Genomic DNA, 24,288 nt, shown 5'->3' on the forward strand with positions numbered 1-24,288 from the left:
TTTTGAAAATAGCCAAAATTTGTCAAAGATTTTCTCGTTTTACGCCCTGCTTTTTATGCTATACTTAGCACAAACTTCGCCAAGTGCTATTTTGATTCAAAGCACATACAAAATAAAAATATGTTATCATTGGCAGTATTGATGCTTTTCGTGTTTTTGTAATTTTTATTAAGGTATCAGGCATGTACGTCCATACTCCCACACCCAGCCAAACCCCCAAAACCGCCCCAACCATCAAGCGCAGTGCTTTTTTTGTGTCCGATGGCACTGCCATCACCGCCGAGACGCTTGGGCGTTCGCTGCTGAGCCAGTTTGGCGATGTGGATTTTGACATCAAAATCATTCCTTATGTAGACACGCCAGAGCTTGCGCATGACGCTGTGGCACGCATTGAGCAAGCCTACCAGCTTTCAGGGCTAAAGCCGCTGGTTTTTGACACCATCGTCAGCGATGAAATTCGCACCATCATCAATGGTGCAACCGCCTGCAACCTAGACATTTACGAAGGCTTAATCTCACGCATTGCCGATGAAATCGGACACGAGCCAAACCCACACGCAGGCATGGCGCACGGCGATGTGGATTCTGAAGATTATAAAAGCCGCATTGACGCGGTGCATTTTGCGCTGGACAATGACGATGGCGCGCGCACCACGCATTATGATGGCGCAGACATCATTCTTATTGGTTTGTCTCGCTCGGGTAAAACGCCGACTTCCATCTATTTGGCATTACAATTTGGCATTCGTGCGGCAAACTATCCGCTCACCGAAGAAGACTTAGACAGCAGCAACTTGCCAAAATCCCTACAACCCTACCGTCATAAACTTTTTGGTCTCACCATTGACACCGAACGCTTGGTACGCATTCGCCAAGAGCGCAAAGCAGGCAGCCGCTACGCCAGCCTTGCGCAGTGCCAAGAAGAGCAGCGTGCCATTCAGGCGATTTACACCGCCCAAAAAATCCCCAATCTGAACGTCTCAGAAATGTCGGTAGAAGAAATTGCCACGCGTATTTTGCAAATCACTGGACTAAAAAGACGTATTGGCTAAACAGTTTATAAAAGCATGACACAAAAAATAGGTTTATTATGAAGTACAATTTGACAACTTTTCGCTTGCCTTTGATGGCGATTTTGGCGGCTGCCACGCTTGGTTTGAGCGCCTGCCAAACCACCGCACCCGTGCCACAGCCGCGCTACATTCCAGACATCGCACTTGGTGAAGCGGTTGCTCTAGAAATCTTGCCAACACGCACATCTTGCGATTCTGCCGCACCAATGCAGTGCCTGCAAGTGCAAAAAGCTGGCTCAAGCGAAGTTTTTGGCATTGGCTATAACGACATCAAAGGCTTTAGCCCACGCACAGGCGTACGCTACCAAATCATCGCACGTCCAGAAATTGACAAAAACACCAACCAAGCCACAGGCGAGTGGCAGCTGGACGAAATCTTAATGCAGCAGCCTGTGCGCTGACGTACTGTAAAATGCCATCAGCTTTCGTTATCAGCCAAAAATAAAATCAAGGATTTATCATGTCAAAACAACAAAACGCAAACCAAAAGACAAGCGATAAAGACGACAAAACCATCGCCAACACCGCCGAGCCAGCCGAACAAAAGCATGAAGATTTTGAGCCAGATCATGACTTGGTGCATCAAAATCTCATCAGTCCGCTGGACGGTCAGCGCATTGCCCTAAAAACCAAAACCGAAAAAGCGCACAACTTTGAATACGACGCCATCGTCCTAGGCGCAGGCCCTGCTGGCGAAGCGGCGGCAATGAAACTTGCCAAATCTGGCATGAAAGTGGCAGTGATTGATCCGCGCGATCAAGTCGGCGGCAACTGCGCACACGTTGGTACAATCCCAAGCAAGGCGCTGCGCCAATCAGTGTTTAACATCATCAGCATGCGCCGCGACCCGCTATTTAGCCAAGTTACGGACAATTTTCAAGTACCGCTAAATAAAGTGCTAAGCAAAGCACGCCGTGTGATTTTAAACCAAGTCAGCACGCACAAGCTGTTTTATGAGCGCAACCGCATTGAAATCATTCACGGCTGGGGCAGCTTTATTGATGCGCATACCTTGCACGTTGAAAGCACGGAAGGCGCACCGTCAAAAGTGCTGACCTTTGATAAAGCGGTGATTGCCGTGGGTTCTCGCCCTTATCGCCCTGATATTTTGGACTTTGATCATCCGCGCGTGTTTGATTCGGACAAAATCCTGCAGATGGATTATGTCGCACGCAAAATCATCATTTATGGTGCAGGCGTGATTGGCTGTGAATACGCTTCTATTTTCACAGGTCTGGGCTATGTGGTTGATTTGATTAACAATAAAGATCAGCTGCTAAGCTATCTGGACAACGAAATCTCAGACGCACTCAGCCATGACTTCCGCCAATTTGGCGTGCGCATTCGTAACAACGAAGAAATTGACCACCTAGAAACGCATGACGACTGCGTGATTTTACACCTAAAAAGCGGTAAGAAAATCAAATCAGACGCTATTTTATGGTGTAACGGACGCTCGGGCAACACTGACAGCCTAAACCTAGACGCCATCAGGCTCAAAGCCAACAACCGCGGACAGCTGGAAGTGGACAAAATGTACCGCACCAGCGTGCCGAATATCTATGCAGTGGGCGATGTCATCGGCTGGCCGTCTTTGGCTTCTGCCGCCTACGACCAAGGGCGCAACGCCGCAGGTTTCATCACTGGCGACAAAGACGCAGAGTTCATCACCAGCGTGCCAACGGGCATTTATACCATTCCTGAAATCTCAAGCATTGGCATGACCGAAGAAGATTTGACACGCGAACAAGTGCCATACGAAGTCGGACAAGCGTTCTTTAAACACCTAGCACGCTCGCAAATCATTGGTGAGCGTTCAGGCGTTCTAAAAATCCTATTCCACCGTGAAACGCTGGAAATTCTCGGCATTCACTGCTACGGCAACCACGCTTCAGAGATTGTGCATATCGGACAAGCGGTGATGAAATGCGGTCATACGCTAGAATATTTCATCAACACCACGTTCAACTACCCAACGATGGCTGAAGCCTACCGTGTAGCCGCCCTAAACGGCATGAACCGTATTTTTTAAGCGCGGCTAAATAACACAAACCCCAATTCGTACGAACTGGGGTTTTGTTTTTGGGACTATTTTGAATTTTTGTTGGGTTGGGTGAATCAATGGATTAAAAGAAGTAAAAACCAACAAATCCATTAACCTACATCATTTACCATCAAGTTTCTCTTTACCATCAAGCAGTGCAGAAACCTTCTCCAGCCCTTCAATCTGCACAGTGCGATTAGGAAACGGAATTTCCACGCCAGCTTCATCAAAGGCATATTTGATCTGCTCAAGTAAATCGCACTGCAAGCCAAACCAGTCATTATTTTGCGCCCACACATACAAAGTCAAATCCACCGAACTTTCAGCCAGCGCCGTTACTCGCACCACAGGCTCTGGAATTTGTAAAGCCGCTTCGTGCTGCGTGGCAATTGTCAGCATGATTTCTTTGGCGTGCTTAATATCGGCGCCATAGCCAATGCCCACCGTAATCGGCACACGGCGAGTTGGCAAAGACGAAAAATTAGTGCTGGCGCTCGTGGTGATGTCGCCATTAGGAATGATGACTTCGTGATTGTCCGCCGTGCGAATGCGTGTATTGACCAGCGTAATGTCAATCACCGTCCCCACATAGCCGCCCACTTCCACCGTGTCGCCACGCCCAAAAGGACGAAACAGTACAATCATCACGCCTGCCGCCAAATTAGACAGCTGGTCTTTGAGCGACACGCCAATCGCCACCGCAGCACCGCCTAAAATCGCCACGAATGAGTTGGTGTTAATGCCAAGTTTGTTCAGCGCCGCCAAAATCACCGCCACAAACATGAGGCCATACAGCAAATTACCCACAAAAGTCGCCACGGTGTCGTCCATGCGGCTGCGCATCATCACACGCTTTGCCATATTCACCAGACGCTTGCCAATCCATTTGCCCACAAAAAACACGATGAGCGCCAGCAGCACCTTGATGGATAAATCAATGCCGTTGGCAATCAGCGTATTAACGTCCACCGTAAAGCCAAAAAATTCCAACGTACGATTCGTCCCCTGCTCCAGAACGACAGCCGTCTCGTGCGCCACTTCTTTGGCGGTGTCTGCGGTGGCTTCTACAGCTTGTTTGGCGGCTTGCTTGGCTTCCAATGCCGCTTCTTGGCTGGCTTCTACCGCCTTTTCACTGGCGTCTTTGACTTTTTCGCTTGCTGCCTTGATGGTTTCGGTAGTTTGTGATGTGTGCGTTTGCTCGGTCATAAATTTTCCTTATTGATGAGATGCTCTTTGTTGATGTTCTTTGTGTTAGCCGTCCATTATAAAACAAATACCACCCAATGACGAACACCCTTTGTATCTAAATGTGAGTTTAGCACCAGCAAATCAAATTCAGACAATGGCGAATTGAGCGGTTAAATAATTTGAATGATTTGAGCGATTTGAGCGATTTGAGCGATTTGAGCGATTTGAGCGATTTGAGCGATTTGAGCGATTTGAGCGATTTAAAAAACATCAAGCCATCACAAATGCCCAAATTGACAAGCCAAAAACAAAACCGCCTGCGGATACAGACGGCTTGCATGATGAAATAACGAAACGATAACACAATAAACAGCGCGGTCAAATCACGTCTGGTGTAAGTCCACCACCTTGCCCACAATGATAATTGCAGGTGCGCTGATGTCGCTTGCGTGGCGTTTGGCAACGATGTCATCAAGCGTTCCTTTTAGTACCTGCTGCGTCGGCAAGCTGGCATTGGCAACGATGGCGATTGGCGTATCGCTTGGCAAACCAGACGACAGCAAAGACGCCACAATTTTATCCAAAGCGTGCAAACCCATATAAAACACCAGCGTCTCATCAGGTTGATAAGCGGATTTTAGCCCATCAAAGGCTTCATTCGTCTGATAGCAGCCCGTCAAAAAGCGCACGCTGGTCGCCACGCCACGCTGAGTGAGTGGAATACCAGCGTAGCTTGACGCTGCCAGCGCAGACGTGATGCCGCTCACCACTTGATATGGCACGCCTGCCTTTTGGCACGCCAGCATTTCTTCGCCGCCACGCCCAAAGACAAAAGGATCGCCACCTTTTAGGCGCAGCACACGCTTGCCTTGTTTGGCAAGTTCTACCAGCAGCGCATTGATTTCATCTTGGCTTTTGCTGTGATTGCTGCGTTTTTTGCCGACAAAAATTTTATCGCTATCACGGCGGCACAAATCCAAAATCTCATCAGACACCAGCGCATCATACAGCACCACGTCCGCCTGCTGCATTAGGCGCAGCGCCTTAAAGGTCAGTAAATCAGGATCGCCTGCACCTGCGCCCACGATGTACACTTCGCCTGTTTTGGTGTTGTCATTGGCGATAAAATCATTCAACTCATCAGGCAACGCAGCCACTTTGGTGTCGTTTAACGCCTTACCAAACACACGCTCCCAAAAATGGCGACGCTCATTGATGGTGGGCAGTTTATCCTTGACCACCGCACGAAATTCGCCCGCTTTTTTGGCAAGTGCGCCAATACCGCTTGGTAAGCTGCTTTCAATTTTGGCACGAATCAGCCTTGCCAATACAGGCGCCTTGCCATTGCTGGACACGCCAATCACCACAGGGCTACGATCCACAATCGCAGGGAAAATAAAATCGCATAAATCAGGCGTATCCACCACGTTCACCGCCACGCCAAGCGCTTTGGCGTCTTGATGAATGCGCACGTTTAGCGCGTGATTGTCTGTCGCCACGATGATAAAGGCAAGTGCGCCAAAACGTGATAAATCTGCCGCTTCGTACGACTTTTGCACCAAGGTATGACGCTCGCCAAGCGCTGCCACATCATCATTGAACGCCTCTGCCAACACCACCAAACGCGCCCCTGCTCGCTCAAGCAAGCTGGCTTTACGCATGGCAACTTCACCGCCGCCAATAATCAGCACGGTTTTATCTTGCAAATCAAAAAACAGCGGTAAAGTATTCATCGCAATTCCTAAGCGGTTTGGGTTGGTGCTACATTCTCATCAAAGCTGCGTGTGCAAGCCACATTCACGGTGTGCCAGCACTTTGGTTGGGTCAAAATAATCAAACTCATTTGGCAAGCCGTGCTGCTCTTGATAAGCGTCAAGCTCAGCTTCGCTCAAGTGAAACAGCGGCGCAACTTTTAGCACGCCATCTTTTGACAGGCTTAGCACGTCAAGCGCACCACGAAACTCGGTTTGATCCTTGCGAATAGCATTAAACCACACATCAGGATCAAGCTCGCCAAGCGCACGGCGGAACGGCTCAAGTTTTACCTGCTCGGTAAATTCAGCGTGCAATGGGCTGTCTACATCAGGAATACCGCCCATCGCCACATCACGAAACGCGCGGGTTTGCGCTGGAATGTAAGTTACGACATTCAAATTCAAATCACGAATCAGGCTTTGCGCATAACGATAAGTGGCGTCCGTATTATAGCCGCTGTCCACAAAAAGCACGGTAATATCAGGGCGCAAACGTGTTACCAAATGCAAAATCGCCGCTTCGTACGGACGAAAATTGGTGGTAATGATGGGATTTTTGGCAACAGACAACGCCCATTGTACGATTTGCTCTGGGCTTTTGTCGGTCAATTCGGCATTGTACTGCGCAAGATTATCAGTGGTTACGATGGTTTTTGCCATAAGATTGCTCCAGTTGGCGATTGGGTTGGTTAAATTTTTAGCAATAAATAAACGAAACTTATTTTTATATTGATTTTTATAACTTATTGATTTTTATAGTATTTTTATTTTTAAAAACACGAACCTTCCCCAAGCGCTTGTCATCAGACAAACGCTCATACAGTGATACGCTTGGGAAAGTGTTAAACCAGTTATGGCTTGCTCAATGGTACATTTATTTAGCGAAACATTGGCAAAGCAGCTGCCGATGTGCCTTGATGGGCGGTTTTTAGGTCGGCAAGCGTGTGCTTGAGCGTGTCAATTTTTGGCTCGTGTACGATAAAGCCGTTTGCGCCAGATTTATAAAAATACGCCGCCTGATCCAAGCCAAACTCGCCTGCGATTAAAATCTCAGCGTGCGCTCTGAGTGCGCGGATTTGGCGCACAAGGCTGAACACTCGCCCATCTACGAAATTTGCCACATGAATGACAAATAAATTCACCAGCGCTTGATCGGTGATGTTTTCCACATCTTCAATGGTGCTGTCTGCCGTCAAAAGCACGCCGCGTGTGTCGTGAAAATCATCAGGCGTAGAAAGTAGCGTGCTGTTACCTTCGCCACGCTCACGAATTTGCCCCAGCTCAAAGCCAGCAAGCGCAGGCGCTTCATCGCTGCTGCTGATTAAGAAAAACTCACTTTGGCTTTGGTGTAGATTGGCACCGCTGTCCACGGTGATGATGTTCATACTTTTTACAGTCATGGTTGTATCTCCTTGTCCTTGTCGCTCGTTTTGCCAAACGCATGGGCGTTAAAGTTTGCTAAATTCACTAAAAACGTATCGTCTTTACAAGACGTTTATCCAGCAAATCAGCCATACACCGCCGCTTTAAACGGTGCAATGCCCACACGCTCCACCACCTGCGCAAAACTCTCCACATGTTCATCGGTGGCGATACGCTCATTTTGATACACCTTGGCGATGGTGTCAATGGTCTTTGCCACTTCATCGGCAGCCACCGCACGCCCAAGGATTTGCCCAAGTTTGGCATTCTCGCCAGAATTACCACCCAGACTGATTTGATACCAATGCTCGCCCTTTTTATCCACACCAAGAATACCAATATCGCCCACATGGTGATGCGCGCAGGCATTCATGCAGCCAGACATATTCAGGCGAATTTCACCCAAATCGTACAAATAATCCAAATCATTAAACTGCTTTTCAATACTCTCAGCGATGTTATGCGTGGTGGCATTGGCAAGCGCGCAATAATCAAAACCCGGGCAGACAATCATATCCGTCAGCGTACCGATGTTTGCGCGCGCCAAATTCAAATCAGTCAGCGCCTGCCACAATGCGTACAAATCGCTTAATTTGACATCGCCCAGCACCAAATTTTGCTGATGCGTGGCACGAATCTCGCCTAAGCTGTATTTATCCGCCAAATCCGCCAGCGCAAACATCTGTGCGTCCGTCACATCGCCAGCTGGCACATACTTGCCATTTACCACGCCTGCTTTTAACGAAATAATCACCGCACGATAGCCTGCCACCTTATGCGCCACGGTGTTTTGGCGATACCAGTTAGCAAAATCTTTGTCAGCGTTTAGCGCATCTTGCAGCTGTGATTGCGCCGCCAAAGCGTCAAGCGTCTCATAATTTGGCGTGCTAAAATAGCTCTCCGCCTTGGCAAAATGCTCGTCCGCAAGCGTCAGCGCACCGTCTTTCAGTGCTTGCCATTCGTCTTCCACTTTTTGTGCAAACGCTTCTTTGCCAAGACTTTCCACCAAAATTTTAATGCGTGCTTTGTATTTATTATCACGTCTGCCTTCAAGGTTATACACACGCAAAATTGCGTCCAAATAGCTCAGCAGATGACGACGTGGCAAAAATTCACGAATCACCTTGCCGATGATTGGCGTGCGCCCAAGTCCACCGCCGACAATCACTTCAAAGCCAATCTCGCCATCTTTTTTCACAACGTGCAAGCCGATGTCATGCACTTGCGTGGCGGCACGGTCGGTTTTTGTGCCGATGACTGCGATTTTAAATTTACGCGGCAAATAGGCAAATTCTGGGTGGAACGTACTCCACTGGCGGATAATCTCGCAATACGGACGTGGATCGACCACTTCTTCAGCGTTAATGCCTGCGTACGGATCGGTCGTGGTGTTGCGAATGCAGTTGCCAGACGTTTGAATGGCGTGCATTTGATGGCTGGCAAGTTTGGCAAGAATGTCAGGCACTTCTTCTAGCTTTACCCAGTTTAATTGCACATTGGTGCGTGTGGTGAAATGCGCATAGCCCTTATCAAAATCGCGCGCAATCTCAGCCAGCACACGCATTTGATGACTGGCAAGCAAACCATACGGCACAGCGATACGCAGCATGGGCGCATGACGCTGAATGTACAGCCCGTTTTGCAGGCGCAGCGGCAAAAACTGCTCTTCTGGCAGCTCACCCGCCAAATAGCGGCGTGTCTGATCACGAAACTGCGCCACACGCTCATCGACAAGATTTTGGTCGGCATAAGAATACTGATACATGATTGGCTTATCCTAAGTGGTTTGCTTTATTTAAATTTAATGGCTTGTCATTCAATGACTTGGCGAATTTTTGACAGATTTTTTGGCAGATTTTGGCAAAAGCTGACCAAGTTTTCTGATGGCTTATGTTAATCGCCACACCCTTAAAATAAAAATGCCAAAATCGCATATCGATACGCAATTTGGGCATATTTAGGCATATGCAGCGAATTTCTTTTTGTGAGTTTAAAACCAAATCCAAGACAAATCCAAACCCAGCCCAAACAAAAAACGCAGACCATCTATCTACTGTCTGCGTTTATAATAAGTTATCAGGCGTTTTAACGGCACATTGCACCGTTTAAATCTGTCAAGCATGCAAAATCACTTCACCAGCTCGCTCATCACCGTCATATCATAGATGTAAATTGGCGTGGTGGCGGTGTTTTGCTTAAGGTTGTCTTTATCGCTTTGCTTGGTGTAGGCTTTTAGGCGAATGATTTGGCGCACGCTTTTGTCATGCTGATAACCTTGAATTTCACCATAAAAATTGCGCCACGCACCTTCGCCCACTTTAATGCCGTTTTCGTCATATTGTACGTTACGCACCTTTAGGCAGTGCGTGCTGTCGTCAATGCACTCGTTTGGCTCAGGGTCAATCTCCCAAAACAGCGTTGTCGCTTCGCCCACAGGTTTTGCCTTGCCTTGCCAGACGTAAGTTGTGCCATGCGCCTTTTGTGTCAAGGTCGGCACATCACCACGAAAACCAAAGGTCAGCGTACTTGGACGCTCTAAGGCGGCAAATAAGCGATTTTCGGCTTGGCTTAAATCACCACACGCCATTTTCGTGCTTGCTGTGCCATCGGTGGTGAATTTGCCATCATCAAGCTCAAAATTTGCCGATAAAATATTACAGCCCACACTTGCACTCAGCGTGCCACGCTTGGCGTTTTGCTTGGCGTTTGTGTTGTTGGCAGATGAGTTGGCATTATTTAAATCATCAAGCGATGAATCATCGGACGATTGTGCAGGCTCGTCTGATGACTTATCGTTTAATAAGCTACCATCTGATGACTGCGTGCTAAGCTCAGCATTTTCAGATTGGGCATTTTCAGATTGAAAATGTTTAGGCTGGGTGTTTTCAGGTTGGGCATTTGCCAAATTGTCGTGCGCATTGGTGTGTGCAGTGAAATTTAGCACCGCCGATTGATTGGCGATGACTTGATCAAAAGCAATCATCGCTGCGTCTTGATGACTGGCTTGCACCAGCGTCCAATCATAAGCCACCAACTCATCAAAGGTGGGTGCTTGCAAGGTGGCAAGCGTGGGCGTGTCGTTGGCGATGTTGGCAAACCCAAGCGCAGTCAGCGGTTTTTGGGTGTTGTCTTTGGCTTCTTTGGCGGTATTTTCAGTGGTGCGCGCCGCATCGCCAGCCGCATTGACGACTTCGCCCACGTTATAGCACGCATTTAAAAGCGCGGCTGTCGCCACCGTCAGCACTGCCGTCCGTACCACAGGAAAATCACCAGTACGGCGAGTTTCGGCAGATTTGCCAGCACGCACACCCACCAAAGAAAACACCGAACGAATCGCCATCACAAGGCGAGAAGCACCCATCACACACCCACTTTTGGTCGGTCAAGCCGACATCAATGAAAATTTAATACCACTTGTCAATCGTCTTTTGGGCAAATTTAAGCAAACTGCGCTCAGCCACGATTAACCCTGCTATCTTAGCACATCACGCCACAAATATCCGAAAAGATGCGCAACTTTTTGTAATGTTTTTGCGAACTTTTATTGCTTTTTGTAAACGCTGCTTTTGTAAACGCTGATACGCACATACACACCAAAATACTTGCCAAGTTGATTTGGCTGTCTTATAATAACTTTGTTTCAAACCGTCTGGTCGGTTTTAAAAAATTATTTGTGCTGTTTTAGCGCAAGATTTGGTTTTGAAAACAATTCGTTTAAAAAACAACTTATTTAGAAAGACCGCTTGCAAATTCCAACGCAGCACTTGCCACGATTATCACTCAATCACACATTAACGCTCATCATGCAAAACGATTTATTCGCACCGACAGCCGATTTACCACAAATTGCAAGCGAAAACGACACGGATAAAACCACAAACTTGCAAAATCCCAGCCAAGCCAAGCGCAAAAACAACCCTGAATTACTGCGCCACACCCTGCTTATCGCCGCCAAAGACTGTTTGCTTGAGCATGGCACAGCGCAGTTTTCCATGCAAAAAGTTGCCGACCGTGCTGGCGTGAGCAAAGGCGGCTTATTCCATCATTTTAAAAGCAAAGACGAGCTGATGGCTGGCGTGGTAACGCTGTTCATCGCCCAAATTAACACTGCCATTTTAGAGCAAATTGCCCAAAACGCTCAAGGCAACCCAAGCCATTTCGCCGCCTTTACGCGCGCCTATGTGCAAGTGTTTTGTGGCAATGCCGCCATCGGACTTGCAAGCGACTGGGCTGGGCTGATTCGCCCCATGAATGCCGACAGCACGCTGGGCGCACATTGGCAAGCGTGGCTTGACAGCAAACTGCGCCAACACCACGCCACCGATCATGACTTACGCCTGCTCGTGGTGCGCCGTGCCATTGATGGACTGTGGCTTGGTGGTGCGGCTACTGATGACTTGCCAAGCATTGAGCGTTATTTGCTTGAGATGATTGATGAATTGCAAGCAGAGCTTTAACTTATTTACTTGCAATTTCTCAACAACGCCCAAAAACAACAAAACCCGAAATCACATTCAGGTTTTGCAAGTGCGTCAATGGCGTTTTAATGGCATTTTTGACAATCTTAATCCGTACCAAATTCTTGGCGTTTTTTGGCAAAAAAGCGATCCAGTCTGTCCATCGCATCTTCCAAATCCACCAAATTTGGCAAAAACACCACACGGAAATGGTCAGGCTGATCCCAGTTAAAGCCCGTGCCTTGCACCATCAGCACCTTTTCTTCAATCAGCAAATCCATCATAAATTGCATATCGTTTTCGATCGGATACACATCACGGTCAATCTTGGCAAAACAATAAAACGCCCCTTGCGGCATGGTGCAGCTGATGCCTTTAATGGCGTTTAGTCGCTCCACTGCAAGGTTGCGCTGCTTGCACAATCTGCCTGTCGGTGCGGTCAGCGCTTGCATAGACTGATAGCCGCCCATCGCTGTTTGAATGGCGTATTGCGCTGGCACATTGGCGCACAGGCGCATACTTGCAAGCATGGTCAAGCCTTCAATAAAATCGCTGGCATGGTCTTTTTTGCCAGAAATCATCACCCAGCCAGCACGATAGCCTGCAATGCGGTGCGATTTTGACAAGCCATTAAACGTCAGCACAAGACTTTCATCGGTGATGGTACTCATTGGCGTATGCACCGCGTCATCGTACAAAATGCGGTCGTAAATCTCGTCCGCCATGATGACAAGCCCATACTTTTTGGCAAGCTCAGCAATGCCACGCAGCAGTTCATCGCTATAAATTGCGCCCGTTGGGTTGTTTGGATTGATGACGACAATGCCCTTGGTTTTATCGGTGATTTTACGCTCAATGTCCGCCAAATCAGGCTGCCAATTATCTTCTTCTACGCAGCGATAATGCACCGCCTTGCCGCCAGCCAAATTCGCCGCCGCCGTCCACAGCGGATAATCAGGCATCGGAATCAGCACTTCATCGCCATCGTCCAAGAGCGCTTGCATGACCATCACAATCAGCTCACTCACACCATTGCCAACGAACACATCGTTCACGTCCACCGCAGACAAAAGCCCTTTGCTTTGGTAATATTGCAAAATCGCCTTGCGTGCCGCAAAAATCCCCTTAGAATCCGAATAGCCAGACGCACTGCCCAAGTTCATCGCCACATCACGCACGATTTCATCAGGCGGCAATAAGCCAAACGGTTCAGGATTGCCGATGTTTAGCTTAATGATGCGCTGTCCTTCTGCTTCCATGCGATTGGCGGTCTGTAAAAGCTCACCACGAATGTCATAGCAGACATTGGATAATTTGCTGGATTTTTTGAGTTGTTTTGGTTCGGTTTTTGGCTCAGTAGACATGGTTTGGCTCGCTGATGAAGTAAAATCAAGGGGTGAATTTTGCGGTAAAGCTGATGGTTTGTTCTCTGAATTTTGCAAGTTATGCGCTTGCATTTTTGGCAAATCCGCCGATGCTTTTGTCAAGTCTGCTGTCAAATCTGCCGACAAATGACGCAAAAATTCGCCCACCGTCAGCGAAAAAACCGCCGCCAACGCTGGAATTTTATCCTGCGCAATGCCGTTTTTGCCACATTCCCAATTAGCAATCGCCCCACGACTGACCGCCACGCCAGTTTCGCTCAGCCGCTGTGATAATTGCTCGGCAGAAAGTTTGTGCTGTTTGCGCAGCTGCCGAAGGCGTGTGCCATATGCCAAACGCTCATCGCTCGTTAAAGTGTCATTTGCTGTGTTCATGGTTGTATCGTGGTTTTGTGGTGATTGTACGGTGTTGTACTTGCAAAGTGTTAATGCTTGGTTGGTGTGATTTATGTTTAGCGGTGATAAACTTTAAAAATTTACCACCAAATTTGGCAAATCGCCCAATTAAAACAACCTAAGCACACATTCTACGCTTGCATTTTTTATTTTGCAAGTGTTTTTTGCAAGCAAATAGTCGCCAAAGAATATTTTTGCAAGTAGCTATTGCAAGTATTGCTGCAAGCAAACCTTCAAAATTGCAAGCAAGTCTTAAAAAGCTACCCAAATCGCTCGCTATTACTCACTCTCCCCTTGAAAAACCCAGCTTGCGCCCAAATTTTTCTAACATTAAGACAGCTTATCATCTATAAACAAACAACCGATAACAGCAGAGACAAAAGCAGAACCATCATGACACAATCAACAAACACCGCAAAAACAATCCCAAACCTTAGCGCAGATGACATCGCACAGATGAGCGAAGCCGATTGGCAAGCACGCCTAAGCAGCGACGAATATTACGTCTTGCGCCAAAAAGGCACGGAACGCCCATTCACAGGCGCATACACCGACAGCGAAGCGGTTGGTACTTACCACTGCAAAGGCTGTGGCGCGCCCTTATTTACAAGCCAAGACAAATTTCACTCAGGCTGTGGCTGGCCGAGCTTTGATCGCACCATCAGCGATGGCGCACTCACCGAAACTCTGGATTTATCGCACGGAATGCGCCGCATTGAAGTAACTTGCAGTCGCTGCGGCGGCCACATGGGACACGTTTTCCCTGACGGCCCTGCCGACACCACAGGTCTGCGTTATTGCATCAATTCCATCGCCATCACCTTTAATGGCAACTAAATTTTAATGGCGACAAAAATAGCGGTGAGCGACAGACCTGCGAAACAACTAAGCATTATTTCGCCTAACTTTTACCGAGAGATTTTGTGATAAACTTATAATAAAATTTATCACAAAATCAATAAGTTATAAACTTTATGGCGATTTTTTGCAGAAATTTTGCAAAATTTGTTTGACAAGCGCACAAAAACCGCTATAATACGCACCACAACGAACGCGGTCGCTGTACTGTGTTCGCCTAAGAAGTCTGAAAATCTTAGGGTGGTTAGCTCAGTTGGTAGAGCGTCTGCCTTACAAGCAGAGGGTCAGCGGTTCGAATCCGTTACCACCCACCATTTTTAGCAGCGGTAGTTCAGTTGGTTAGAATACCGGCCTGTCACGCCGGGGGTCGCGGGTTCGAGTCCCGTCCGCTGCGCCATCTTGATTGGCATTGCCAATTTTATCAGCCCCAGCCTTTAGGTTTGGGGTTTTTGCTTATTGATAAATGATTTCTTAGCCAAGTTGACATCGCCTTTAAAACCATTTCACAACCACCCTTTTACACCCATTCAATCATAAAAATCCACGCCAAACAGACTTAATGGCATACCCAGCCGCAGCAAAAAGACTGTAAAAGCACGGCAACTGTGCTATAATAAATCTTTTGTGCTGGCGTATTGCCGAGCCAGTTTTTGTTCATGTAACACAAATCGTCAATTTAACACAATCCCACCGTCATCAGACCAAAACAGCCATGACCGTACAAACTTTCAATCCGCAAAACCAAAACACCACCTATCACCACAAAGCCAATCACAATCAAAACCGCGACATCAGCCAAAGTGCGGATTTGGCAGGCACTGCGCCTGACACAAAAACAAGCGCACCAAAAGTCGGCTTTGTGTCGCTTGGCTGCCCAAAGGCGCTCGTGGACAGCGAACGCATCATCACCGAATTGACGCGCGAAGGCTACCGTGTTGCCAATGATTATGATGGCGCAGATTTGGTGGTGGTGAACACCTGCGGATTCATTGAAAGCGCGGTGCAAGAAAGCCTTGACGCCATCGGTGAAGCCATCACCAAAAACGGCAAGGTCATCGTTACTGGCTGCCTTGGCAAAGACGCAGAAAAAATCCGCACCATGCACCCAAAAGTCCTTGCTGTGACGGGCGCGCACGCTTATCAAGAAGTGGTGCAAGCGGTTACGCATCATGTGCCAAAGCCTGCCAAGCCCAAAAACTACGACCCAAAAATTGACCTCATCAATGACGCAGGCGTAAAGCTCACCCCAGCGCATTATGCTTATTTGAAGATTTCTGAAGGCTGTAATCACCGCTGCACGTTTTGCATCATTCCTTCTTTGCGTGGCGATTTGGTCAGCCGCACCATTGACAGCGTGATGAACGAAGCGGTAGCGCTTAAAAACGCTGGCGTTAAAGAGCTGCTCATCATCAGCCAAGACACGTCTGCTTATGGCGTGGATTTAAAATACAAGATGGCTTTTTGGCAAGGCGAGCCGCTGAAAACGAAATTTTTTGACATGTGTCAAGCCCTTGCAAAACTTGGCATTTGGGTGCGCTTGCATTATGTGTATCCTTATCCGCACGTTGATGATGTGGTCGCCATCATGGCAGACAGCATGGCAAAATCTGGCGGCAAAGGCGGTCTGTTGCCGTATTTGGACATTCCGTTTCAGCACGCCAGCCCAAGCGTACTAAAAGCGATGAAACGCCCTGCACACAGCGAAAATGTGCTTGAGCGCATTGCCAAATGGCGAGAAATTTGCCCCGACATCGCCATTCGCTCCACGTTTGTGGTGGGCTTTCCGGGTGAAACCGAAGAAGATTTTGAATATCTGCTGGAATGGCTAAAAATCGCGCGCCTAGACCGTGTGGGCTGCTTTACTTATTCTGAAGTGGAAGGCGCGGTTGCCAATGACTTGCCAAATCCTGTGCCAGAACATATCAAGCAAGAACGCTACGAGCGTTTTATGGCGGTCGCTCAGCAAATCAGCGAAGAAAAATTGCAAGAAAAAGTCGGCAAAACCATGGTGGTACTGGTGGACGAAATTGACCACGAAGAAAACATCGCCATCTGCCGCAGCCACGCAGACGCACCAGAGATTGACGGACACGTCTATGTGGATAATATTGATGAGACAGTGAAAGCTGGCGAGTTTTTGACCGTAACGATTGACGAAGCCAGCGAATACGACTTGTTTGCAAGTTTTAAATAAACCTTAAGCCGCACGAGCGTAAGTTTGTGCGGTTTGTGTTTTTGTGATTTGCTTTTTAACTCATCCTTTTCGTTTGCTCTTTTAACTTGCATTTATCACTTATATCTGTCGCTTGCATTTACCGCCTGCATTAGCAACTTTATTGACAACTTGCACGCACGATTTTAACCGTTTTTAGACAATCCAAGCCGCCAATTTACCATCATTTAGCACCATGAACCTACATTCAAATATCCAAGCCAACAATCCTACATTGAGTAAAATTTGCGTGATTGGCCACACCAATGTCGGCAAAACTTCCCTGTTACGCACGCTTTTGCGCGATGTGTCTTTTGGTGAAGTGAAAAATTCTGCCGCCACGACACGCCACGTTGCCGAAGTGCTGATTTATTCGCTAGCCGATCATCACGAGCCGCTGGTCGCCCTGTATGACACACCGGGGCTTGAAGATGCCACAGGCGTGATGGATTTTTTGCAAGACCACACCGATGGGCGCAGCGATGGCGTGGAGCGTTTGCAAGCATTTTTGATGGCGGCGGAGAACCAAAATGATGTACTGGACGGTGATTTTAGCCAAGAAGCCAAGGTCATCAAAAGTCTGATTGCCGCTGATATTGCCATGTACGTCATTGATGCAAGAGAGCCTGTGCTTGGCAAATATAAAGACGAGCTGGCGATTTTGGCGAGTGCTGGCACGCCTGTGTTGCCAGTGTTTAATTTCGTCAAAGATGGCGCGGACAATATGCAAACGTGGCGTGAAATGCTGGCAAGACGTGGGCTGCACGTTGCCAATGCCTTTGACACGGTAGCGTTTGATTTTGCTGGCGAGATGTCGCTTTGGCAGCATTTGGCACTGCTTGCCAAAACGCCAGCACCCCTTGAAAAGCTAAGCACACAAAGACAAGCGCACTGGCAGGATTTGGCAGAAGAAGGCAGTTTGTTGATTGCGGATTTTTTGGTGAATGTGGCAAGTTTTCAAGAAAAAATCAGCCAAAATGACGACCCTACGCCCACTTTATTAAGAATGCAAGACATCGTCCGCCATGCTGAAGAAAACTTGCAAAGCAAACTTTTGGACAAATACCGTTTTTATCATGCGCACATTGACACGGCGGCGGCGGACGTGCTTGGGCAAAAGCAGGACTTGTTTGATGGCGAGCTGCTCGCCCATTACGGCATTCGCACCGCTGGTGGCAGCGTGACGGGTATGCTGATTGGTGCTGGCTTTGACGTGGCGACTTTGGGCGCAAGTCTTGGGCTGGGAACGGCAATTGGCGGTGTGATTGGCGGACTTTTGCCAAACACGAGCGCCATCAAGGATAAGGCACTGGGCGTACAAACGCTGACCATAGATGACGCCACGCTGACACTGCTGGCGGCGCGTGCGCAAAACCTACATCACGCCTTACGCCATCGTGGACACGCAAGCCTAGACGCAGTGCGCCTGCACGGTGAAATCAGTCTGCCTTGGCAAAGCGACAAACTGCCCGCCATGCTTAAAAAAGCACGCCTAAATCCGCAGTATAGCAACTTGCAAGATGGCGCAAACGGCAAGCAAAACCTGCGAGCAAGTCTTGCCGAACCGCTGGCGCAGTTGCTAGAAACACATCTTTTGGGTTTAAAATAAATCTGGCAGGTTGCGCCTTTTGCAGGTGTTTTGCAAGTTATCCTGTGAGCGATTGCAAGCAACTCACCAGCAATTCACCGCCAATGCAATATTTATCGTAACAAACCCTAATTTTTCTTCGCTGCTTGCTCTGGCGTTTCTTCAATCATATCAACGGTCGTTTGACTTGACGGCTTGCTCTTAACACGCTCGGCAATCAGCACACCGTCATCAGCAATCAAGCGCATGTGCGGATACGGAATGGCAATGCCCGCATCATCAAACGCACGCTTGATTTTTTCATTAATATTTTCTTTAATCACTGGAATGCGTGCCACCGACAAAGGCGCAACCCAAAAACGCACAATAAAATGCACGCCATATTCACCAATGTGATCCACCGTTGCCATCGGTGCTGGGTGCTTTAAAATCACTTCATCTTTTAAGAGTGTCTTAACAATCGCCGTGCGTGCTTTGGTGATGTCCGCTTCTAAAGCAATGCGCGCGCTTACATCAAAACGAATCATTTTTTTGGACGTTAGATTGGTAACTTCAGACGATGACACGGTAGAATTTGGAATGATGATAATGATGTTATCACGATCCAAAATTTGCGTGGCACGCAGCGAAATTTTCACCACTCTCCCTTCGGTGTCGCCCAAACGAATCCAATCGCCCACTTGAAACGACTGCTCCACCAAGATGGTGATGCCTGCGATGAAGTTTGCCAGCGTGCTTTGGGCAGCAAAACCCACCGCCAAACCAACAATACCCAGACCTGCCACCAGCGACACAATATCAAAGCCAAATTGCGCCAAAATACTCGCCAACGCCAGTACAAAAATCACCACCAAAATCAAGTTTTTAAGCAGCTGCTCAATGGACGCATTCAGCTCATAATGCTTTAGCACACGGCTAATCATCTGCCCTGACGTACTCCACAGCACATAATAAAAGCCCGCCCAAGCCGCCGCTTTTGCTGTGGCGGTGATGGTGTCCGCCTTCATGCCGATTTGCGTCATCACCGCCAGCAAACTCACCACCAGCCACGCATAGCGCAGATTGGCACGCACAATTTTGACGTGGCGCGTGGACAAATGCAAAAACGCCCGCGTACGCTTCACGCAGTACACCAAAAGCCAGTACACAAGTCCAATTATGGACAGTAAAATCACGATTTTTAATGCTGTCGCCGCCAACGCCACGCCACGCTCCGCCCAGTTGAGCGTCTGATCGTCCAGCGAACCGCCCAGCGACACATACACGCTTTCGTACAAATCACGGACAATTTTTTGAAAAAACTCAGCAATATCAAAACTTTTCATGGCAACATCAAGCAGGCAAGCAAACCAAAAAATAAATAAGCGTATTGTAGCAAATCCCAATCCTGTCGTGTAAAATTTCCGCCCCAATTTCACAAAAAATTTCATAAAAAATCACAAAAAATTTCTCAAAAACACATCAATTTTCAATTTTGCGTTTCAAGTCAACCTTTAAAAATCTTTGACAAATTTATTTTGAACAACTTGTGAAATTCTTTGCAGTTTGGCAAAATTTTGATATGATGGGTTTTAATTTGCAGTGGTGATTTTTGGTGCGAATTTGGTGTGAGTTTGGCGTGGATTTAGCGCAAGTTTTCAGCGATTTTCATCATTCAATGTGTCAAAAAATCATCACCATAATGATTTTTATTTTTAAGAAAAACTTTATAAAATTCGCCAAAATTTCGTTCTTAAAACCAATTTTTCAATCAATTTTCATTCATGATTTGATGTAGAAATTATAATAAAATTTAAAAATAAAATTAAGGAAATTTCATGGAAGGCATTAAAACACTCATACTGATTTTGACACCCATGTTTATCGGCTTTGCTTTGCCACAGCGCAAAAATTTCACCGAACTTGCCGAACGCCTGCTTAATTATTTGGTGTTTTTGATTTTAATCGTCATCGGTATTGAGCTTGGCTTAGTGGAGGATTTAAGCAGCAAAGTTGGCAGCATTGCTTTATATTTGGGCAGCTTGATGGTGCTGACGATTGGTTTTGGCTTGCTAGGACTTGCAGCGTTTGATAAATTTGCACCGCCCAACCAAACCACCAAAAGCACAAACAGCACCAATCACGTCAGCATTCATGGCAGCTTGGTGCAAGTGGCGTGCTTGGCAGTGGGCTTTGTCATCGCCAAATGGCTGCCAGAAAGTGCCTTGCCGCCTGACGGCACAATCACCGCCCTACTGATGGCACTGCTGTTTTTGGTGGGTATCAGCCTAAAAGGCTCAGGGGTCAGCCTAAAGCAAGCCTTGCTTAACAAGCGCGGACTTGCCATCAGCGCGGTATTTATGGTGAGTACGCTTGTCAGCGGCGTGGTGTTTGCGCTGATTTTTTCTGAAGTGTCGCTGGCGCAAGGCTTGGCGCTGGCGAGTGGCTGGGGCTGGTATTCGCTGTCTGGCACGGTGATGACCGAAGCCTACGGTGCGGTGTGGGGGTCGGTGGCACTGCTTAACGATTTGGGACGTGAAGTGGTGGCTTTGCTGTTCATTCCTTATGTCATGCGCCGTTCGTCATCGGCGGCGATTGGGCTTGGCGGTGTAACCAGTCTTGATTTCACCCTACCCACGCTCACCCAAGCTGGCGGCACGCAAATCATTCCGCTGGTGATTAGTTTTGGCTTTATCACCAATGTGCTATCGCCAATTTTGATGGTGTTTTTTAGTAGTTTTGGGTGATGAATTTTAATGAATTGATGATTTTAAAAACAAACGACAAACTTGAATGAAAGCTTGGTTTGGTTGATTGCGCTTTGAGCAAAATTTACGCCGCCGTCAACAATTTAAAATACTTCAACCTGTCAATCCAAGCAGCCTTTATCTAAGTCAAAACACCAACGCCTGATTTAGATCCAACACGGGTTTTGCACCAATATGCTCAACACGCCTTTGCCAATTACTGCCCAAATAATAAAAGCGCAGGCTGTCCACGTCAGCATCTATGATGTTTTGCAATTTATGCTTGAGCATTGCCCACTGCGCAGGATCGACTTCAATTTCAAAAACCGAATACTGCACACGCTGCCCATAATTCAAACAATGCTTGGCAATCTGCCGCAAGCGTCTTTTGCCATCATCGTCCTGCAAACTCACATCATACGTTACCAGCACCAACACAGCCGAATCACTCCAAAATCACTGCCATAAAAACGGCACATAACTATCAATATCACCACGAATGTGCCGTGCCATGATGACAGCTTGCAAATGCGGCAACAGGCCAAATGGCACCGTCTCATCAAACCAAGCGTGGTAAATTTTCTGCTGTTTTCTGTCCTGCCATGCACTCAAAAACCGCTTTCTTGCGTCTTCATCAAGCAAAACCGCGCCATTTTCCTTGCGCACAAAATCATCACGCCCAAGCTGCCTTTTATTCACCAAAGACAGCGCAAACCGATCAATCATCGGGCGAAATTCTTCCATTAAATCCAGCGCAAGCGACACGCGCCCAGCACGCAGCTGATGGAAAAATCCGCACTGCGGGTCTAAACCCACCGTTTCTAAAGCACTACGACAATCATGCGCAAGCAAGGTATAAGCCAGCGAAAGCAGCGCATTCATCTCATCGCTTGGCGGTCTTCTGCTTCTGCTGGTAAATTCAAACGCATCATTTCTAATCAACAGACCAAACACACCAAAATATAAGCTTGCCGCTTCGCCTTCTTTACCTAAAAGCTGCGGCAAAGTATTGGTTGTTAGCACGCTTTGTTGCAATCTTTTGAGTTTGGTTTGTGCAATCTCTAGTTGTTCTTGATCTTGTTTGTTAAGTTTATCTTTATAATCTCGCAAATATCTGGCAATCACCTGCCGCTGATTATACACCTTGCCCAGCACAATCGTTTGGCAAATTGGCACACTGCGTTTATCATCATCACAAATGCGGTATTGCTGTCTACGGAGCAAAACATTGCCAGACACTCCGCCTTCAATTCTGGCTTGAAATTTCCCAAAACGATTCAAATGCGTGATGGTGATGCCGTTATTAGTGCAATGTTCCATCAGCGCAGGCGTTACCATCACATTGCCAAAGCACACCAGTCCTTCAAGTTTGTGAACTGGGATTCTCGCCTTGATTTCATGTTCAATTTTCAGCACCAAATTCTCGCCATCTTTATGCAAATAGCTACCTTGGGTCTGAACATATAATGTGTTTTTTAGCAGTCTCATGGGTGATTTTTCAGCCAATACTTGACAAATTCGTTAATTTATCCATCTTGCAATCTGGCAAGCAGCCACTTTTTGGCACCTTTACTAAAAACTTTCGGATGACAAATGTCTTTTAGTGAGCAATTTCGGCATTTATTAGTGCTATAATGCGCTTTTGGTGTGATTTTTTGGACAATGATGTCTTGGCAAGCACGAATGGTGTTTAAAGTCAGTTCACGCAAAGTCTCATCAAAAACCACCGAATGCCGCCTTTTCTTTTCGCCATAAAAAATCGCACCTTCAGGCACATGACAAGCGTGCATATACTCAAGACATAACGCCTGCCCGCAAAGCTGCACTTCGTCCGCTCGGTGCGCCTTGGGTCTGCCGCGCTTATACTCTATGGGATATGGGATTGTTTCGCCATTGTTGGTGTGATATTCCACCACGTCCGCCACGCCAAAAATATTCAATTCAGGCTGAGCAAGCGGCAAAGTTCTGACAATTTTTACATCGCCACGCTTCTCGTCTGTGCCAGAATTTGCTTTTTCGTGCAAAATCTGCCCTTCTGCAGTGAATTGATTGTCCTGCCAAACTTGCTCAAGCTCAATCAAAGCAAACTGGCGCGGACAGTAAATATAATGCTGCAACTGCGACAAATACAAAACATTATCCATGCGCCCTATTTGCGGCTTAGGCTGCGTCATATTACACCTTTGCAGAATTGCATCAATAGAAATTTATCAACAGAATTGTATCAATTGAAACTTACAACCGCCCATCAAGTTCGCAACTTCCTTGAATGACCGAGTTAAGTTTTTGTAAACAAAAACACCGCAACAATAAAATGATGCGGTGTTTGTCTTTTAGAATCCGTCAACGATTTGCGGCTCAAGTCCTGATAAAGCCTGCTTCAGCGCAGCTTCATCAAAACTACCGTCTTCTTTAAGCAATGCCTTAAGTGAACCATGCACTTTGGCAGACGAATACTGCCCCATTTTGCTATTATGCTGCCACCAAATCAGCTTGACAACCTGCATACTGCCTTCAGGACGTGCAGACGACGCATCACCTTCAAACAGCTTTGGCAAAATTTCCTTCAGCACTTGCGCATCGTCATCACTAAAGCCTGTGCGCTCAGCAAGCTGCGGTGTGATGGCACCGTAAGTTACATACACGCCATGCGAAATGCGGTGCTTCATACCCATGGTGTCGCTGGCTTTTTTGCTGCCATCACCTTCGCCGCTAACGCTTTTGGTGATTTGCGTACTGACGATTTCTACTGGCTCAAGGCTAAAAGCAGGCTGAATGGTAACAGGCCCACGAACGGCGATGGATACACCGTCTGAGTCTTTGGTTTTACCAAAAGCAAAAACCTGCCCAAAAGCCCTAACATCAAACCAAGTTTGGCACGCAGCTGCACTGGCGTCTTCTCTGCTGGTCTTTTTTGGGTTAAGAGTGTCTTTGCCAAGTACGCCTTCCGCGCGATCTTTTAAGCTTTTAAAATCATCCGACTTTTTCTCATCAGATTGCACAAAAACTGACTGACCTACTTCCTGCAAACGATCACGAATTTTGCGCTTCAAGCACACATCCGTAATTTCGCCATTGCCTGCAAAATCAGTGCGTGGGCGATTGCCATTTAGCGGATCGCCATTTGGATTGGCGTTATCCACCGTTAAAATCAGCGCAAAATCAATCTTGGTGGTTAGGCTCATTCG

21 protein-coding genes and 2 tRNA genes are annotated in these 24,288 nt (G+C 47.4%); 11 read left to right on the forward strand and 12 right to left on the reverse strand.

Annotated elements, in window-relative coordinates; all coding sequences use genetic code 11:
* The first annotated feature begins 182 nt into the window (after positions 1–182).
* The 3 genes from ppsR to sthA are packed head-to-tail and all read left to right on the forward strand — an operon-like array spanning position 183 to position 3,105.
* Complete coding sequence (ppsR, locus tag B0181_RS04500; protein ID WP_078276297.1) at positions 183–1,052, forward strand: posphoenolpyruvate synthetase regulatory kinase/phosphorylase PpsR; 870 nt, start codon at positions 183–185, stop codon at positions 1,050–1,052.
* 38 nt (positions 1,053–1,090) lie between these two features.
* On the forward strand, positions 1,091–1,474 hold the full coding sequence (locus B0181_RS04505) for a DUF4377 domain-containing protein (RefSeq protein ID WP_078276298.1): 384 nt from the start codon (positions 1,091–1,093) through the stop codon (positions 1,472–1,474).
* 59 nt (positions 1,475–1,533) lie between these two features.
* A complete protein-coding gene (sthA, locus tag B0181_RS04510) occupies positions 1,534–3,105 on the forward strand; it encodes a Si-specific NAD(P)(+) transhydrogenase (RefSeq protein WP_242620113.1) in 1,572 nt (523 codons plus the stop codon).
* Between the two features lie 132 nt (positions 3,106–3,237).
* Here the strand turns inward: sthA and B0181_RS04515 are convergent, their stop codons facing one another.
* Positions 3,238–4,107 (reverse strand): mechanosensitive ion channel family protein, encoded by an 870-nt coding sequence (locus tag B0181_RS04515; protein WP_371829199.1) that lies wholly within the window; start codon positions 4,105–4,107, stop codon positions 3,238–3,240.
* 377 nt (positions 4,108–4,484) lie between these two features.
* Between B0181_RS04515 and B0181_RS12055 the strand changes: the two genes are divergently transcribed.
* On the forward strand, positions 4,485–4,655 hold the full coding sequence (locus B0181_RS12055; protein WP_158078932.1) for a hypothetical protein: 171 nt from the start codon (positions 4,485–4,487) through the stop codon (positions 4,653–4,655).
* A gap of 33 nt (positions 4,656–4,688) precedes the next feature.
* Here B0181_RS12055 and cysG read toward each other — a convergent pair whose 3' ends face one another.
* From cysG to B0181_RS04545, 5 genes are all read right to left on the reverse strand, one after another.
* The gene (cysG, locus tag B0181_RS04520; RefSeq protein WP_078276300.1) at positions 4,689–6,038 is read right to left on the reverse strand and encodes a siroheme synthase CysG; all 1,350 of its coding nucleotides are present in this window, start codon (positions 6,036–6,038) and stop codon (positions 4,689–4,691) included.
* A gap of 39 nt (positions 6,039–6,077) precedes the next feature.
* On the reverse strand, positions 6,078–6,719 hold the full coding sequence (locus B0181_RS04525; protein WP_078276301.1) for a phosphoadenosine phosphosulfate reductase domain-containing protein: 642 nt from the start codon (positions 6,717–6,719) through the stop codon (positions 6,078–6,080).
* Positions 6,720–6,937: 218 nt separating this feature from the next.
* A complete protein-coding gene (locus tag B0181_RS04530) occupies positions 6,938–7,459 on the reverse strand; it encodes a DUF934 domain-containing protein (RefSeq protein WP_078276302.1) in 522 nt (173 codons plus the stop codon).
* Positions 7,460–7,566: 107 nt separating this feature from the next.
* On the reverse strand, positions 7,567–9,246 hold the full coding sequence (locus tag B0181_RS04535) for a nitrite/sulfite reductase (protein ID WP_078276303.1): 1,680 nt from the start codon (positions 9,244–9,246) through the stop codon (positions 7,567–7,569).
* A gap of 363 nt (positions 9,247–9,609) precedes the next feature.
* A complete protein-coding gene (locus tag B0181_RS04545) occupies positions 9,610–10,842 on the reverse strand; it encodes an META domain-containing protein (protein ID WP_078276305.1) in 1,233 nt (410 codons plus the stop codon).
* 382 nt (positions 10,843–11,224) lie between these two features.
* Here B0181_RS04545 and B0181_RS04550 point away from each other — a divergent pair, with 382 nt between their 5' ends.
* A complete protein-coding gene (locus B0181_RS04550) occupies positions 11,225–11,938 on the forward strand; it encodes a TetR/AcrR family transcriptional regulator (RefSeq protein WP_133141450.1) in 714 nt (237 codons plus the stop codon).
* 107 nt (positions 11,939–12,045) lie between these two features.
* On the opposite strand, the gene B0181_RS04555 is transcribed toward B0181_RS04550, so the two are convergent.
* On the reverse strand, positions 12,046–13,695 hold the full coding sequence (locus tag B0181_RS04555; RefSeq protein ID WP_078276307.1) for an aminotransferase class I/II-fold pyridoxal phosphate-dependent enzyme: 1,650 nt from the start codon (positions 13,693–13,695) through the stop codon (positions 12,046–12,048).
* 477 nt (positions 13,696–14,172) lie between these two features.
* Here B0181_RS04555 and msrB point away from each other — a divergent pair, with 477 nt between their 5' ends.
* The 5 genes from msrB to B0181_RS04580 all read left to right on the forward strand — a co-directional run bounded on the left by msrB (position 14,173) and on the right by B0181_RS04580 (position 18,395).
* On the forward strand, positions 14,173–14,553 hold the full coding sequence (gene msrB, locus B0181_RS04560; protein ID WP_211276068.1) for a peptide-methionine (R)-S-oxide reductase MsrB: 381 nt from the start codon (positions 14,173–14,175) through the stop codon (positions 14,551–14,553).
* Positions 14,554–14,812: 259 nt separating this feature from the next.
* Positions 14,813–14,888, forward strand: a tRNA-Val gene (locus B0181_RS04565).
* A gap of 6 nt (positions 14,889–14,894) precedes the next feature.
* Positions 14,895–14,971: transfer RNA gene (locus tag B0181_RS04570), tRNA-Asp, on the forward strand.
* 315 nt (positions 14,972–15,286) lie between these two features.
* A complete protein-coding gene (gene rimO / locus B0181_RS04575) occupies positions 15,287–16,768 on the forward strand; it encodes a 30S ribosomal protein S12 methylthiotransferase RimO (RefSeq protein WP_078276309.1) in 1,482 nt (493 codons plus the stop codon).
* Positions 16,769–16,982: 214 nt separating this feature from the next.
* Positions 16,983–18,395: a GTPase/DUF3482 domain-containing protein gene (locus B0181_RS04580; RefSeq protein ID WP_078276310.1), complete on the forward strand. Its 1,413-nt coding sequence runs from the start codon at positions 16,983–16,985 to the stop codon at positions 18,393–18,395.
* A 107-nt stretch (positions 18,396–18,502) separates the two neighbouring features.
* On the opposite strand, the gene B0181_RS04585 is transcribed toward B0181_RS04580, so the two are convergent.
* Positions 18,503–19,699 (reverse strand): mechanosensitive ion channel family protein, encoded by a 1,197-nt coding sequence (locus B0181_RS04585; RefSeq protein ID WP_078276318.1) that lies wholly within the window; start codon positions 19,697–19,699, stop codon positions 18,503–18,505.
* A 492-nt stretch (positions 19,700–20,191) separates the two neighbouring features.
* On the opposite strand from B0181_RS04585, the gene B0181_RS04590 reads away from it, so the two are divergent.
* The gene (locus B0181_RS04590) at positions 20,192–21,100 is read left to right on the forward strand and encodes a LysO family transporter (RefSeq protein WP_078276311.1); all 909 of its coding nucleotides are present in this window, start codon (positions 20,192–20,194) and stop codon (positions 21,098–21,100) included.
* A 147-nt stretch (positions 21,101–21,247) separates the two neighbouring features.
* Here the strand turns inward: B0181_RS04590 and cas2 are convergent, their stop codons facing one another.
* From cas2 to cas7c, 4 genes are all read right to left on the reverse strand, one after another.
* Positions 21,248–21,532 (reverse strand): CRISPR-associated endonuclease Cas2, encoded by a 285-nt coding sequence (cas2, locus tag B0181_RS04595; protein WP_342769708.1) that lies wholly within the window; start codon positions 21,530–21,532, stop codon positions 21,248–21,250.
* Positions 21,533–21,556: 24 nt separating this feature from the next.
* Positions 21,557–22,588, reverse strand: a complete 1,032-nt coding sequence (gene cas1c, locus B0181_RS04600) for a type I-C CRISPR-associated endonuclease Cas1c (RefSeq protein ID WP_078276313.1) — start codon at positions 22,586–22,588, stop codon at positions 21,557–21,559.
* 38 nt (positions 22,589–22,626) lie between these two features.
* Complete coding sequence (cas4, locus tag B0181_RS04605; RefSeq protein ID WP_245953302.1) at positions 22,627–23,274, reverse strand: CRISPR-associated protein Cas4; 648 nt, start codon at positions 23,272–23,274, stop codon at positions 22,627–22,629.
* Between the two features lie 159 nt (positions 23,275–23,433).
* Entirely contained in the window at positions 23,434–24,285 is an 852-nt protein-coding gene (cas7c, locus tag B0181_RS04610) for a type I-C CRISPR-associated protein Cas7/Csd2 (RefSeq protein WP_078276314.1), read from the reverse strand.
* Positions 24,286–24,288 lie beyond the last annotated feature (3 nt).

Source organism: Moraxella caviae (assembly GCF_002014985.1).
Classification (GTDB): domain Bacteria; phylum Pseudomonadota; class Gammaproteobacteria; order Pseudomonadales; family Moraxellaceae; genus Moraxella; species Moraxella caviae.